The organism is Luteitalea sp., assembly GCA_009377605.1.
Classification (GTDB): Bacteria; Acidobacteriota; Vicinamibacteria; order Vicinamibacterales; family Vicinamibacteraceae; genus WHTT01.
The window spans coordinates 15,301-30,219 of the sequence record WHTT01000005.1; the positions used below are offsets into that span (position 1 = coordinate 15,301).

Consider the following 14,919-nt stretch of genomic DNA (forward strand, 5'->3'; position numbering starts at 1 on the left):
TCAGGACCCTAGTGGGCTGTATCAGTCATTTGTAAAGCGCCTGGCGGGCGGGGCATCCCCCTGGCTGCGTTGCTCGTGGGTCACATACTGCCTGTATGCTCCCTCCTCGCGCCTTGCCAGCCGGGCGCCGCGCTCCGCCAGCCACTTTACAAATGACTGATACAGCCCACTAGCCCCGCCGTCGTCGGCGTACTTTCGGGCGGGCCGAGACCGAAGGGGCCGCCGGAGCGGCCGCCGTGGCCGTCGCAGCCGGGGGCGCTGTTGCGCCCGCCCGCGCTTCCCTGCCGCGCTTGCTCACAACGATCGCAATGGAGGAGGCGATGAAGACGGTCGAGTACGTCCCGACGATGATGCCGACGAGCATCGAATACGCAAAGCCCTTCAGCACCTCCCCGCCGAACAGGAAGAGGGCCATCATCGCCAGCAACGTCGTTCCCGTCGTGATTACCGTGCGGCTCAGCGTCTGGTTGACGCTACGGTTGACGATGGTCGTGAGCGACTCGCGTCGCAGCACTCGGAGGTTCTCGCGCACCCGGTCGAAGATGACGATCGTGTCGTTCACCGAGTAGCCCGCAATCGTGAGAATGGCCGCCACCACGTTGAGCGACAGCTCGTAGCCGATTCGGAACTGTTGAACGAAGGTGAGGAAGGCCAGCACGACAAGGATGTCGTGGACCGTCGCCACCATTGCACCGACGGCGAACGAGGGGCGGAAGCGCAGTGCGATGTAGACCCCGATGCCGAGGATCGAGAGCACCACGGCCCAGATACCGCGTCGCTGGAGATCGCGGCCAATGATGGGCCCCACGAGCTCGCTCCCGGCAACCTCGAAGGTGCCGATCTTCGCTTCCTGCAGCGTCTGCACCACCTGCTTCGACGACTGGTCCAAGCTGGTGCCCTGCTCGGTGCCCTCCATCACGGGCAGGCGAACCATGATCTCGTTGTCGCCCGGCTGGCCGTACTGTTGGACGATCTTGTCTCCCGAGATGCTTTCGAGCGCACGGCGGACGGTTTCCTCCGGGGTCGCCTGGTCGAACTTCAGGACGATGCTCGTGCCACCCGAGAAGTCGATCCCCAGCGCAGGCCCGCCCTGCTTCACCATCAGGCCGACGCCCGTCAACAGGATGAGGGCCGACAGGGCGAGCGCGTGCCAGCGCCAGCGGATGAAGTCGTAGTTGGTGTTGGCGAGGATGCGCATGGTCTTGCAGTCGCTCCGGTCTCTTCAGATGCTGACGGTCGCCTGACGTCGTGACGTCAGGATGATCTCGAAGAGCGTTCGCGACACGAAGAGCGACGTGAACATGTTCGATACCAGTCCCACGGTCAGCGTAGTTGCGAACCCGCGGATCGGCCCAGTGCCGAATTGGAACAAGAATGCGGCCGCGATCAACGACGAGACGTGCGTGTCGAGAATCGTCAGGAACACGCGATCGAAGCTGGCTGCCACGGCGTAGCGCGGCGCCTTTTCCGTCGCGAGCTCTTCCTTGATTCGCTCGAAGATCAGCACGTTGCTGTCGACGCCGATCCCGAGCGTCAAGATGAACCCCGCAATGCCGGGTAGTGTCATGACGGCACCGAGATACGCCATGAAGCCGAGCAGGATCACGAGGTTCAGGACGAGCGCCAGGATGGCATTGACGCCGCTCAGTCTGTAGTAGACGAGCATGAACAGCGCCACCAGGATGAGGCCCGCCAGCGAGGCGGTCACACCGGCACGAATCGAGTCGGCGCCCAGCGTCGGTCCCACGGTCCGCTGCTCGAGATAATCCAGGTCGGCCGGCAAGGCGCCCGAACGCAGCACCAGCGCGAGATCGGCGGCCTCCTGTTGCGTGAAATTGCCGGTGATCCGCCCATCGGCATTGATGCGGGTCTCGATGGTGGCCGCCGATTGCACCTTTCCGTCGAGCACGATGGCCAGAAGCCGGTTGACGTTGGCGCCGGTGAAGTCGCCGAACTTGCGGGCGCCCTCGTTGTTCAACGTGAAGCTGACGGCGGGCAGGTTGTACTCATCGAGCGTGGGCCGCGCGTTGCGCAGCTCGCGACCGGCCACGGCGGGCACTTCGTCGACCAAATAGAACTGCCCCTCCACGCCCTGCGCCACGACCGTGTTCTCCGGCACTTTGCCGCCGTGAGGTTGCAGCAGCGCCTCCTCCGTGGCCGCCGGGCTCCCCTGAACCAGCTTGAACTCCAACTGCGCCGTCGCTTGGATGATGTCCTTCGCGCGCTCGACATCCTCGACGCCGGGGAGCTGCACCATGATTTGGTCGTTCTCGCTCCCTTGCGTCGCCACCGTCGGCTCGGTCACACCGAGCTCGTTCACGCGCCTCTCGATCGTTTGGACCGATTGCTGCACCGTCTCACGACGTCGCTGCTGAACGATGTTCGGCTTCATCTCAAACGCGTAGGTGCCGGCACTCCGGCTCACGCGATCGTAGGAGACGCCGGCTTCGGTGTCGGCGGCCGCGCGAAACTCGCCGTCGCGCGCCGACGGCACGCCCTGGACGCGGAAGCGCGTCACTGTTTCAGCCGTCACCTTGACGGGAATCTTCTGCTTCTCGAGCACCAGGCGAAGCTGCTCGGCCGTCTGCTGCGTCTCGAGCCGCAGCGCATCGTCGGTCTGCACACGCAGCACGAGATGGACACCGCCGCGCAGATCGAGACCAAGTTTCACCTTCTGGCTCGGCGGATAAAACGCCCACACGGCAAGCGCCGTCACCGCCAGGATGATGAGGACCTTCCAGCGAAGCGTCTTCCACATATGTCAGCCAGTCAGCTATCAGCGGTCAGCATTCAGGATGCAGGATTCAGCCCAAGGATCAAGAGGAGCCCGACTCCGGGACGACCGGATCTTGGCCCTGATAGCCGCCGATGCCAGCCCGCGCGATTTCAACCGTGACCTTGTCGGCAATCTGCAGGCGGACCGTCTTGTCACTCAGGCGCGTCACCGCGCCGTAGATGCCGGACGTGGTGACCACCTTGTCACCGATCTTGAGGTTCGACTGAAAGTCGGCAACCTTCTTCTGCCGCCGCCTCATGGGCAACAGGATGAGGAGGTAGAAAATCGCCAGGATGACGGCGAACGGGAGCAACTGCACCCAGGGGCTGACGGCCGCATCGGGGCGAGACGCGAGCGCCACCGTGGTTGAAACGAGCGACGATGTACTCATCATGAGCAGTCAGGACAATGGGTAGGGCGCGTTTCGCCGACTCGTCCGCCGTAGCGCTGAGCGCAAAGGCGAAACGCACCGTTCGGACGCCTCGGCGAGGCCTCCCTCTCTTTGGGGCACCCTACCTTGCCGGCCGGCGGGAAAAACGTTGGTGGAATTCCTGCCTGAAACGACCGAAGGTCCCAAACGCTATAGAGTCCCTAATTCGACGTAGGGTGTCAAGGTAGAAGCGGAGGTTGTGCAGCGTCGCCAGGGTCGGGCCGGTCATTTCGCGGACGAGGAAGAGGTGCCGCAGATACGCGCGTGAAAACGACCGGCACGTGTAGCATCCGCAAGCCGGATCCGGCGGCCGGTCGTCGCGCGCGTGGCGAGCGTTGCGGATGTTGAGCGGTCCCTCCGACGTCAGGAGCTGGCCATTCCTGGCGTTTCGCGTGGGAATCACGCAGTCGAACAGGTCGATGCCTCGCGCAACGCTCTCGAGGATGTCGTCCGGCATACCGGCACCCATCAGGTACCGTGGTCGGTCCTCTGGCAGGAGTGCCGCGGTGTGCCTCACCACGTCGTACATGACCTGAACGGGCTCGCCAACGCTCAGGCCGCCGATTGCGTAGGCGTCGAACCCGATGTTCACGGTCTCGCGTGCGCTGCGCTCTCGCAGGTGCGGATACACGCCGCCTTGGACGATCCCGAACTGCGCCTGCAACGGATTCGTGACGGTCACGCCGCCGGAGGCGCCGCGTACCTCGTCGAAGCGGCCCCGCGCGCGCGCCGCCCACCGCAGCGTCCGCTCGAGCGACACGCGGGCCGCCTCCTCGGATGCCGGGTACGTCAGGCACTCGTCGAGCACCATGGCAATGTCGGAGCCGAGCCGTGCCTGGATATCGACCACCTGCTCCGGTGTCAGGTGGTGGTGGCTGCCATCGACGTGCGACCTGAAGCGTGCGCCCTGCTCGTCAATCGCGACGAGCGGCCCCAGGCTGAACAGCTGGTAGCCGCCGCTGTCGGTCAGGATGGGCCCCGGCCATCCGATGAAGCGGTGCAGCCCGCCTCGCTCGGCAATCAGCTCGTCGCCGGGACGAAGGTACAAATGATAGGTATTGGCGAGGAGAATCTGGGCGCCCGCATCGCGCAGGTCGCGATGGGTGACGCCCTTCACCGTGCCACGTGTGCCGACGGGCATGAACGCCGGCGTCTCCACGAGGCCATGCAACGTCGGCAGGAGACCGCGCCGCGCGGCACCTTCGCGATGGGTCACTGTGAAGGCATGGATGGGCACGGGTTCTTAGAGAGGGATCTAGGGGTCAAGGGATCTAGGGATCTAGGGATCTAGGGGCACCGGTCACGAGACCTAAGGTTAAGCCCAAAGCTGTGACACCGTGAATGGCTGCAGGATGTGGCGCGAAGCCTCGAGAGCCGTAGACGAACGACGCGACCCCTTGATCCCTAGACCCCTTGACCCCTAGACCCCTTGACCCCTAGATCCCTTCACCTTGTCACCGCGGGGCAATCCGTGGATCCTAGTGTCCTAGGATCTGTGGATTGAAATTCGCCCAATCGCAGCTGTGGACCAGCCTTGAAGAAGCTCCGCGTTGGCGTTATCTACGGCGGCCGATCAGGCGAGCATGAAGTCTCGCTGGCGTCGGCGGCAGCCGTCCTTGGCCATCTCGATCGTTCGACGTACGACGCCGTGCCGATCCACATCGAGCGCGACGGGCGGTGGACGATCGCCGAGACGCCCCCGCTCTCGTCATCCGCGGCCGAAGTCATCCAGCAGGCGCGTCTCGAGCATGCACACGACGCTCATCCGCTGCGAGAGGTGCACATGCCAGCGCGGCCGAGCGAAGACACGATCGTCACGATCGAGCGATCTGCGGAGCGCATGACTGCCATCAACGAGGATCGCGCGCGGGTGACCGGCCTTGGCCTGGACGTCGTGTTTCCAGTCTTGCATGGACCGTACGGCGAAGACGGCACGGTCCAGGGTCTGCTGGAGCTCGCCAACGTGCCGTATGTCGGGTCGGGCGTGCTCGCCTCTGCCGTCGGCATGGACAAGGCGGTGGCCAAGCTGGTCTTCGCTGCCCGTGGTCTGCCGATTGGCAACTACGTTGTCGTCGCACGACGGAGATGGCTGGACGAGCCGGACGCCGTGATTGCAGACGTTCTCGGGCGCCTCGCGCTCCCGGTATTCGTCAAGCCGGCGAACCTGGGCTCGAGTGTCGGCATCACCAAGGCGGTGGATGTCGCAAGCCTCGAGGACGGCCTTCGCGTGGCATCTGGCTTTGATCGCAAGATTCTCGTGGAGGCGGCGATACCGGACGCGCGCGAGATCGAGGTTGCCGTGATCGGGAATGACGAGCCAGAAGCCTCCATGCCAGGCGAGATCCTGCCGTCGCGCGACTTCTACGACTACGACGCGAAGTACCTGGCACCTTCGCAGGAGATCATTCCCGCGCCGATCACGCCGGAGCAGACGGACGAGGTCCGACGGCTGGCGATTGAGGCGTTTCGCGCCGTCGACGCGGCCGGCTTCGGGCGCGTCGACTTTCTCCTCAGCCGCACCAACGGTGCGCTCTACTTGAACGAGATCAATACCATCCCCGGTTTTACGACCATCAGCATGTTTGCCAAGCTCTGGGCTGCAAGCGGCGTCGAGTATCCGGTGTTGCTCGATCGGCTCATCGCACTGGCCCGCGAGCGGCACGCCGAGAAACAGCAGCTTCGCACCACGGTGTAAAGGGGCGAGGGGGAAGCCCGCGGGGCTGTGAACGGAACATTTCGTCCGTATGGCTGGTCCTCGAGCAGTCTCGGCAGCTGGCGATCGGCGACCCCGAGATCGTGGCGGCGGCCGAGCTCTTGGGACTTGCCCGATTGTCACAGTGGTATCTGTCACAGCGGTATCTGTCACAGCGGTATCTTGACCGCTTACCCCCTCCTGGCATAGAGTGCTGTCACTCTGCGTTAACGTACACGCACTCAGGTGTGATCGGACACGCGCCACGTGTCCGAGAGAGGAGGCTCGCATGCGCCCACCGCTGCGGCTCGTCACGTTCCTCGTCCTGGCCGGCGTGGCCAGCGTCCCGGTCCCCGCAGGCGCGCAGGTCGATACCGGAAGCATCCTCGGCATCGTCCGCGACGCCAGCGCGTCGGTCCTTCCAGGAGCGACGGTGACCATCGTTCAGCAGGAAACATCCTTCAGCCTGACCACGGTGACCGGTCAAGATGGCAGCTACGTCTTCACACCGGTCAGAAGCGGCACCTATCGCATCGAGGTGGAGTTTCCCGGCTTCAAGACGGCGCAGCGCACCATCGAGCTGCGCCTCCAACAGCAGGCGGAGGTGAACTTCACGCTCGATCCAGGCGACGTTGCCGAGACCGTCGATGTGACGGCCGGCACCCCGCTGCTGCAGACCCAAAGCGGCTCGGTGGGCGAAACGGTCACCGCGCGAACCGCGGTGAACCTGCCGCTCAACGGACGTGACTTCACGTACCTGGCGAGGTTGACGTCGGGCGTGACGCACGCCCAGCCTGGCGCGCGTGCGGCCGGGCAGTTCGCCGCCAACGGCGCCCGGCCGGCGCAAAACAGCTATCTGCTCGACGGGATCGACAACAACACGAGCAACGTCGACTTCTTGAACGGCACGGCGTACGTGGTCTCGCCGCCAGTCGATGCCATCAGTGAGTTCAAGGTGCTGACCAACTCGTTCAGCGCCGAATACGGGCGCGCGGGCGGCGCCGTGCTCAATGCGTCGATGAAGTCGGGAACCAACACGTTCCATGGAAGCGGCTGGGAGTTCCATCGCAACGACGCGCTGGATGCCAACGAGTTCTTCGCCAACGCGACGGACCAGGCCAAGGCGGACTTTCTCCAGAATCAGTACGGCGCCACGGCCGGCGGTCCCATCATCGCCAACAAGCTGTTCTGGTTCGGGTCCTACGAGGGCACGAACACGCGGCAGGGCCGGCTATGGACGACCAGCGTCCCGACGGCGGCAGAGCGTGCAAGCGGATTCACTGACTTCTCGGATCTCATCAGCGGACAGGATGGCACGCGGGGCCCCGACTCGCTGGGGCGAACGTTCCCGTTAGGGACTCTCTTCGACCCCGCAACGACGCGCGAGGTGACGACCGGCCAGATCGACCCTGTGACCGGACGCACGGCGGTCGCGAGCGGCTTCGTCCGGGATCCGTTCCGCGGCAACCGAATTCCACAGGACCGTCTGAACCCCAACGCCATTCGACTGCTCGAGCAGTACCCCGAGCCGAATCAACCCGGCCCGTTCGACAACTACGTGACCACGCGGCAGAACGAATCGGACACGCACGCCATTCATGGGCGCGTCGATTTCAACATCAGCGAGCGCAACCGGTTGTTTGGGCGCTACAGCCTGACCGACGCGGACCGCGTCAGGCCGGGGCCGTTCGAGGGCTATGCCGATGGCGGCGCATTTGGCGAGGGCCTCGAGACCCAACGCACGCACGGTGCTGCGGTGAGCTACACCCACATGTTCTCGCCGAACCTGATCAACGAGACGCGCGTCGGCGTAAGCCGCGAGCACACCTATCGCGTGCCGCCCTTTGGCGATGACACCAGCGACATCCCCGCGCAGTTCGGGATTCCGGGCGTCCCGCAAGTACCGGGCAACGGCGGTCTCCCTCCGATCAACATCGGCGGCCTGCACCGGCTGGGTGCGGTGACCTGGCTCGTGAGCGAGCGCTTCAGCAACACCACACAGCTCACCAATAACTTGACGAAGGTGTACAAGTCCCACACGTTCAAGGGCGGCATCGAGCTGCAGCACGTGGAGTTTCCGTGGACGGCACCGCCAACCGCCCGAGGCGAGTTCAGCTTCGGCGGTGCGTACACCTCGATGCCGAACCAGAACGACGGCAGCACCGGCCGCGCGCAGCTCTTGCTGACGCCTTCGACCTCGCTCGTGCCAAACGGCGTTGATTTCGTCGGCGGGGCCAATGACGTCAATGCCTCCCCCTTCGGGAGCATCGACAACTTCAGAAACTACTTTGCGGCCTACGCGCAGGACGATTGGAGGATTTTCTCCAGCCTCACGCTCAACTTCGGCCTTCGCTGGGAGCATTTCAGCCTGGTGGGCGAGGAGCACTGGGCGCAGGCGAACTTCGTTCCGGGCACGCCAGGCGCAGGCGCGCGCTACATCGTGCCCGAGCGCCGCCGGGACGATCCGCAGCTGTCGCCGGAGTTCATCGATGCGCTGGCCGTGGACGGCATCGAGCTCGTGTACTCGGACGAGTTCGGCAGCGGCATTGGCCAGATGCAACAGAACTTCGCCCCACGCGTCGGATTTGCCTATCAGCCCACCTCGAAGATGGTGATTCGCGGCGGGTACGGGATCTACTACGCGGCATTCGAGAATCGTGGCGGCTTTCCCAATCTCGGATACAACTATCCTTTCCAGTACGACTTCAACTTCCAAGCCGCGAACGACGTCACGCCGCTCAGGTATCCCGATGGGTCGCAGGCGACGCTGGAACGGGGCTTACTCTCGGTTCCGCTCGACCCGCGGTTCGTCAGCGGCGAGGGACTGAACCTGCGCGGCATCGAGTTCGACTACAAGACGCCGTACCTCCAGGGCTTCAACCTGACGGCACAGTACGAGCTGACAGATCACGACTCGGTTGAAGTGGGGTACGTCGGCTCACTGGGCCGTCATATCGAGACGTTCTCCGGGACGAACCACGTCACCGAGATCTTGCCTCCAGGTGTCGACCCACAAGAGCACGTGCCCTTTCCACACTTCGCTCGCGGATCGTCCTACGCCACGACCAACGGCACGAGCAGCTACCACTCATTGCAGACCAAGTTCACACATCGGTTGAGCAAAGGCCTGGAATTCCTCGCCGCTTACACGCTGAGCGAAGCCAAGACCAACGCCGGTGATCTGCTCAGCGGCGGAGGCGTTGGCGGCCTTCGGGCGCCGGATCTTCCAGGATTCGGCATCCAAGCGGATACGGGGTTGGCGCCGTTTCACATCCGGCACGCGTTCACGTTCAGCGGCATCTATGAGCTGCCCTTCCAGGGCCCGATCTTTGGCGGATGGAGCGCCAATTGGGTCGTCGCGCTCTACAGTGGCCCGCCGCAGACGATCGGATGCACGGTCGCAACGACCGCAGGTCTCGGCTGCTATGCGCTGCTTGTCCCGGGCGAGGATCCGTACGAAGGGAGCCACGACGTGTCACAGTTCTACAATCCGGATGCCTTCGCCGACCCGCCCGTGGCAACCGAGATCGGCCAAGCCGACTACGCGCCGCTCGGCGGCGGCCGCACCCAGGTGACCGGACCGCCGTTCCAGCAGTTCGACTTCTCGGTGGCCAAGCGTGTGAGCCTCACGGCTGGGACGCATCTGGAGCTCCGCGTCGAAGCGTTCAACCTGACCAATACACCGAGCTTCAACCTGCCGGGCTCGCTCAACTTCAGCAACCGGGCGAACTTCGCGCGCATTACGAGCACCCGAAACTCCGCCCGGCAGATCCAGATCGGAATGAAGCTCTACTGGTAGAACGGGGAAATGAGGAACGGAGCACCACCACGAAGGACACGAAGAATTTTCACCACGAAGAGCACGAAGTTTGAAGAACACGAAGAGTACGAAGTCTTTGATTTGAGAATTAATTGATTTCTTCTTCGTGCCCTTCTTTCTTCGTGTCCTTCGTGTCCTTCGTGGTTGATCCTTCGTGATCTTCGTGGTTATTGCACGCATGCACCGCAACACCAACCAATCAAAGGTGCGGATCTGGGCAGACGAGGTCGTGATTCCCACCTACCAGGCCGGCGAGCCGGACAGAAATCCGATGTTCCTCGAGCGGCGCGTCTACCAGGGCAGCTCGGGACGCGTCTATCCGTACCCCGTCATCGATCGGATCGCGGACACGCGTGTCGACGAGCGCCATCCCGTCCTGTTTCTCGAGAACCGCTATCTCGAGCTCATGGTCATGCCCGGCTTCGGCGGCCGCATCCAGTACGCCTACGACAAGACGAACGGCTACCCGTTCATCTACCACAACACGGTCATCAAGCCGGCGCTGGTTGGCCTCACAGGGCCCTGGCTCTCGGGTGGCATCGAGTTCAACTGGCCGCAGCACCACCGGCCAGGGACGTTCTGCCCCGTCGATTACACGATCACGGAGCGTGCGGACGGGGCGGCCACCTTGTGGCTCAGCGAGATCGAGCCCATGTGGCACCTGAAGAGCACGCTCGGCCTCACGCTGTACCCAGACAAAGCCTTCCTGGAGATCGCGATTCGCTTCTTCAATCCAACGCCGATCCCGCAGACGTTCCATCTCTGGACGAACCCAGCGGTGCACGTCAATGAGCAGTATCAGGCCATCTTTCCGCCAGACGTCCAGGCCGTCTACGACCACGGCAAGCGAGACGTCTCCGAGTATCCGATCGCGCGGGGTGAGTACTACAAGGTGGATTACTCGAGCGGCGTCGACATCTCCTGGTACAAAAACATCCCCGTGCCGACCTCCTACATGGCGGCAGGGTCACGCTACGACTTTCTCGGCGGCTATGACCACGGCAAGCGGGCCGGCATCCTCCACGTCGCCGATCATCGCTTCGTGCCCGGAAAGAAGCAGTGGGTCTGGGGCGCTGGCGATTTCGGCAAGGCATGGGACCGCAACCTGACAGACGAGGACGGGCCCTACGCCGAGCTGATGTGCGGCGTCTTTGCCGACAACCAGCCTGACTTCTCCTGGCTCCAACCGTTCGAAGAGAAGGAGGCCAAACAGTACTTCTTTCCGTACAGCGAGATTGGCTACGTGCGCAATGCGACCATCCACGCTGCCGTCAGCCTCGAGCTCCGCCGCAGTCTTGCCGTGGTCGGCGTGTACGCGACATCCTCACGACCTGACGCGACCGTTCGACTGGTGTATCGCGGACGCTCGATTTGGGATAGGAGCGTCGATCTCTCACCCGAAGCGCCATTCACGGCGCGTGTTCCCCTGCGCCCACGCGTCCACGCGCAGGGGCTCAGCCTCGAGGTCTGCAGCCGCGACGGAGATCTGCTCGTCGCCTACACGCCGGAGCCGAAGCGCCCGCCGGCCGTGCCCGATCCTGCGACAGCCATCCCAGCGCCAGCGAAGGTGGCCAGCACCGAGGCGCTCTATCTCGCTGGCCTGCACCTCGAGCAGTATCGTCACGCGACGCGCGAGCCCGAGGATTACTATCGGGAGGCGCTGCGCCGCGATCGAGACGACGTGCGCAACAACACCGCGCTCGGGCGGCTGCTCGTACGGCGCGGCCAATTCGCGAAAGCGGAGCCGCTGTTCGGGGCGGCCATTCGAGCGGAGACGAAGCACAATCCAAATCCCTACGACGGAGAGGCTTACTACTACCTCGGTCTCTGCCTTCGCTATCAAGGTCGGATTGCTGCAGCCGGTGACGCGTTCGCGAAGGCAGCGTGGAACGCCGCCTGGCAAGATGCCGCGTTCTTCAACCTCGCCCAGCTCGCCGCAATCGATGGGGACCTTGCCCAAGCGCTAGCACTCGTCGATCGATCGCTGATCCGTAACGCTCACAACCAGCAGGCGTCGCATCTGAAGTCGCTCCTCTCGAGGCGACTCGGACGCCATTCCGAGGCGCTCGACCTGATCGATCGGCTGCTCGACCGCGACCCCTTGGACTTCGGCGCTCTCAACGAGCGATTGCTCCTCCTTCGGGCAAGAGGTGAGCACCGTGCCGAAGCCTCCGCCCAGGAGAGCCTCGTCTGCTCGATGCGACGCGACGTCCACACACATCTCGAGATCGCTGCAGCCTATGCGCACGCCGGCGCCTATGACGAGGCGCTGGACCTCCTTGGTCGACTGCTCGCGGACGATACGCCGGAGCACCGCGCCGCGGGGCACACGGGTCGAGCGGGGACGCCGAACCTACGCCCCATGCTCTTCTACCATGCCGGTTACTACGCTCTGCTGAAGGATGATCAGGAAGAGGCGGCTCGATACTTTACCCGAGGCGCAGAGCAGTGCCCAGATCGGTGCTTCCCGAACAGCGTGGACAGCTTGCTGGCGCTCCAGGCCGCGTTGACGCTCAACCCCAAGGATGCGCGCGCCGCGTTCTACCTCGGCAACCTCTGGTACGACAAGGGGCAAGTCGACGAAGCCAGAGCAGCCTGGGAGCGCTCGCGGCGGGGGGATGTCGTCCATCCGACGACACACCGCAACCTGGCCCTTCTGTACTTCAACAAGCAGCATGAGCCAAGGAGAGCGCTGCGTGCCATGACGCGCGCCTTCGCGCTCGATCGATCGGATGCGCGTGTCCTCTTCGAGCTCGACCTGCTGAAGAAGCGCACCGGCGTCTCCCCGGGTCAGCGATTGGCGTTCCTCCGGCGCTACGCGGCGCTCGTGGATCGGCGCGACGACCTGACCCTCGAGGTCATCACGTTACGAAACACGCTGGGCGACCATGAATGCGCGCTGGAGATCCTCACCGCGCGTACGTTCCATCCGTGGGAAGGGGGAGAAGGCAAGGTCACCGGACAGTACGTCGTGGCGCTCGTGGAACTCGCGAAGCAAAAGCTTGCCGCCGGCGACGCACAGCGGGCTGTAGCGCTATTGCAGCGTGCGCGCGTGTACCCGCTGAACCTCGGCGAGGGCAAGCTCGCCGGTGCGCAAGAAAACCAGGTGTTGTACTGGCTGGGCGTCGCGTTCGAGCGCGTGGGAGACCTTGCGGCGGCGAAGCGGAACTGGCAGGAGGCCGCGACCGGTCTCGAGGCTCCTACAACCGCGATGTTCTACAACGATCAGAGCCCAGACGCGCTCTTCTATCAGGGACTCGCGCTCGAGCGCTTGAAGCGCCGCGCGCGCGCGCGGCAGCGATACGAGGCGCTCGTGCAATTCGGAAGGGGACACCTCAACGATGAGGTGAGCATCGACTATTTCGCGGTGTCGCTGCCCGAGTTCCTCGTCTTCGACGAGGACCTGCGCCTCCGCAACGAGGTCACGTGCCGGTATTTGATTGCGCTCGGCTCGTGGGGCCTGGGCCGCCGCCACGGCAGCCTGAGAGGGTTGGGGACCGCGCTCCGGCTCGATCCCAGCCACCAGCCGGCACGCCTGCACCTCCGGATGTTCGGATGACGTTCACCAAGCTCGATGTGGCCGTGTTCGTAGCCTTCTATGGCACCGTGCTGGCGTTCAGCCTCGTCAAGAGCCGTGGCCGGCGAACGAGCGCTGACTACTTCCTCGGGGGGCGCCAACTACCGTGGTGGCTGATCGGCGTGTCGATCGTGGCTGCAAACATCTCCACCGAGCAGTTCGTCGGCATGGCGGGCCAAGCCGCTGGCGACGTGGGCCTGGCGGTAAGTGCATGGCAACTCACCGGGGCGATCGGGATCGTCATCGTCGCACTGACGTTCCTACCGCGGTTCCTACGGGCCGGCATCTACACGATGCCGGAGTATCTCGAGTATCGGTACTCTCCCGCAGCGCGCGCCATCATGTCGCTGCTCACCGTGACCATCTACGTGGCTGTCACGATGGCCGCGGTGTTGTACTCCGGCGCCACGACACTCGAGATCATCTTCGGCTCGACGTTGACGACCGGTGTCGCCCTCATCGCGGGCATTGCCGTCGTGTACGTCACATGGGGCGGGTTACTTGCGGCGGTCTGGGCCGACCTCTTCCAAGGGATCGCCCTTCTGCTCGGAGGCTTCGTGATCTTGGTTCTCGGCGTGGCTGCCGCGGGCGGCCCAGACGCGTTCTTCACGCAGAACGCGGACCGCCTCCACATGATCTTGCCACGCGATCATCCCGAGCTGCCTTGGAGCGTGCTCGTTGGCGGCATCTGGATCCCCATCTTCTACTACTGTGGGCTGAATCAGTTCATCGTGCAGCGCACGCTAGCCGCGCGCTCGCTCAAACAGGGACAGCTTGGAATCGTCTTTGCCGCAGCGCTGTGGCTCCTTGTTCCCTTTGTCGTCGTCATGCCGGGCGTGCTCTCGCACCAGCTCTACGCCGATCGTCTCACGAGACCGGACCAGGCGTACCCGACGCTCATCCGTGAGCTGGTCCCAGCAGGAATGCGCGGCTTCATCTTCGCGGCCATTGCGGGCGCCGTGATCAGCTCGCTCGGCTCGATGTTGAACGCCGCCTCGACCATCTTCACGATGGACATCTACAAGCGCCATCTGCGGAGAAGCGCCGGTGAGCGCGAGCTGGTCGCGGCGGGCCGTCTGGCCACGGTGGTCTTTCTCGCCATCGCCTGCCTGATTGCGGTCTCGCCGCGGCTGCACGGCGGCGTCTTTGCTTTCATCCAGGAGTTCCAGGGCTATATCTCGCCCGGCATCCTCGCGGCGTTTCTCTTCGGGTTCGTCGTCAAGATCGCACCTCCGAGCGCCGGCGTTGCAGCGCTGGTTCTCAGCGCCCCTATGTACGGGCTCCTGCAGTGGCAGCTTGGCCACGTTGCCTATCTGCACCGGATGCTGCTGACGTTCGTGTGCTTGCTGGTCTTGATGGCGATCATCACGGCAGCTTGGCCGTTGCAACGAGCCAAGCCGCTGCCGGTGCGCACGGATATCGATCTGACCTCGTCGGTTGCTGCGAGAGTGTGTGGAGCCGTCGTGATCGCGGCCGCTGTATTGTTCTTCGTCGTCTTCAGATGACGAGCGTCGGTGGCTAGCGAGCACGGCGCGTTCGGCGAACGCGCCCTACCGCGGACGACGGTAGGGCCGCCTCGCCGAGGCGGCCGCCGGCTTTTGGCTGTGGTCCATCTGTCGTGAAA

Annotated in this window: 8 protein-coding genes; 4 read left to right on the forward strand and 4 right to left on the reverse strand. The window is 64.1% G+C overall.

From position 1 onward, the window contains the following. Window positions 1-169: 169 nt before the first annotated feature. The 4 genes from secF to tgt form a co-directional block, all read right to left on the reverse strand. Window positions 170-1,198 carry a protein translocase subunit SecF gene (gene secF / locus GEV06_02630; GenBank protein ID MPZ16803.1) on the reverse strand — a complete coding sequence of 343 codons (1,029 nt, stop codon included), beginning with the start codon at window positions 1,196-1,198 and terminating at the stop codon, window positions 170-172. A 24-nt stretch (window positions 1,199-1,222) separates the two neighbouring features. After that, the gene (secD, locus tag GEV06_02635) at window positions 1,223-2,758 is read right to left on the reverse strand and encodes a protein translocase subunit SecD (GenBank protein MPZ16804.1); all 1,536 of its coding nucleotides are present in this window, start codon (window positions 2,756-2,758) and stop codon (window positions 1,223-1,225) included. A gap of 58 nt (window positions 2,759-2,816) precedes the next feature. Beyond that, window positions 2,817-3,170: a preprotein translocase subunit YajC gene (yajC, locus tag GEV06_02640; protein MPZ16805.1), complete on the reverse strand. Its 354-nt coding sequence runs from the start codon at window positions 3,168-3,170 to the stop codon at window positions 2,817-2,819. Window positions 3,171-3,288: 118 nt separating this feature from the next. Beyond that, the gene (tgt, locus tag GEV06_02645) at window positions 3,289-4,443 is read right to left on the reverse strand and encodes a tRNA guanosine(34) transglycosylase Tgt (GenBank protein MPZ16806.1); all 1,155 of its coding nucleotides are present in this window, start codon (window positions 4,441-4,443) and stop codon (window positions 3,289-3,291) included. Window positions 4,444-4,740: 297 nt separating this feature from the next. Here tgt and GEV06_02650 point away from each other — a divergent pair, with 297 nt between their 5' ends. From GEV06_02650 to GEV06_02665, 4 genes are all read left to right on the forward strand, one after another. Then, window positions 4,741-5,901 (forward strand): D-alanine--D-alanine ligase, encoded by a 1,161-nt coding sequence (locus GEV06_02650; GenBank protein MPZ16807.1) that lies wholly within the window; start codon window positions 4,741-4,743, stop codon window positions 5,899-5,901. A gap of 286 nt (window positions 5,902-6,187) precedes the next feature. Next, complete coding sequence (locus tag GEV06_02655; GenBank protein MPZ16808.1) at window positions 6,188-9,697, forward strand: TonB-dependent receptor plug domain-containing protein; 3,510 nt, start codon at window positions 6,188-6,190, stop codon at window positions 9,695-9,697. 199 nt (window positions 9,698-9,896) lie between these two features. Next, complete coding sequence (locus GEV06_02660; GenBank protein ID MPZ16809.1) at window positions 9,897-13,277, forward strand: DUF5107 domain-containing protein; 3,381 nt, start codon at window positions 9,897-9,899, stop codon at window positions 13,275-13,277. Next, entirely contained in the window at window positions 13,274-14,800 is a 1,527-nt protein-coding gene (locus tag GEV06_02665) for a sodium/solute symporter (protein MPZ16810.1), read from the forward strand. The genes GEV06_02660 and GEV06_02665 overlap by 4 nt, the downstream gene beginning before the upstream one ends. Window positions 14,801-14,919 lie beyond the last annotated feature (119 nt).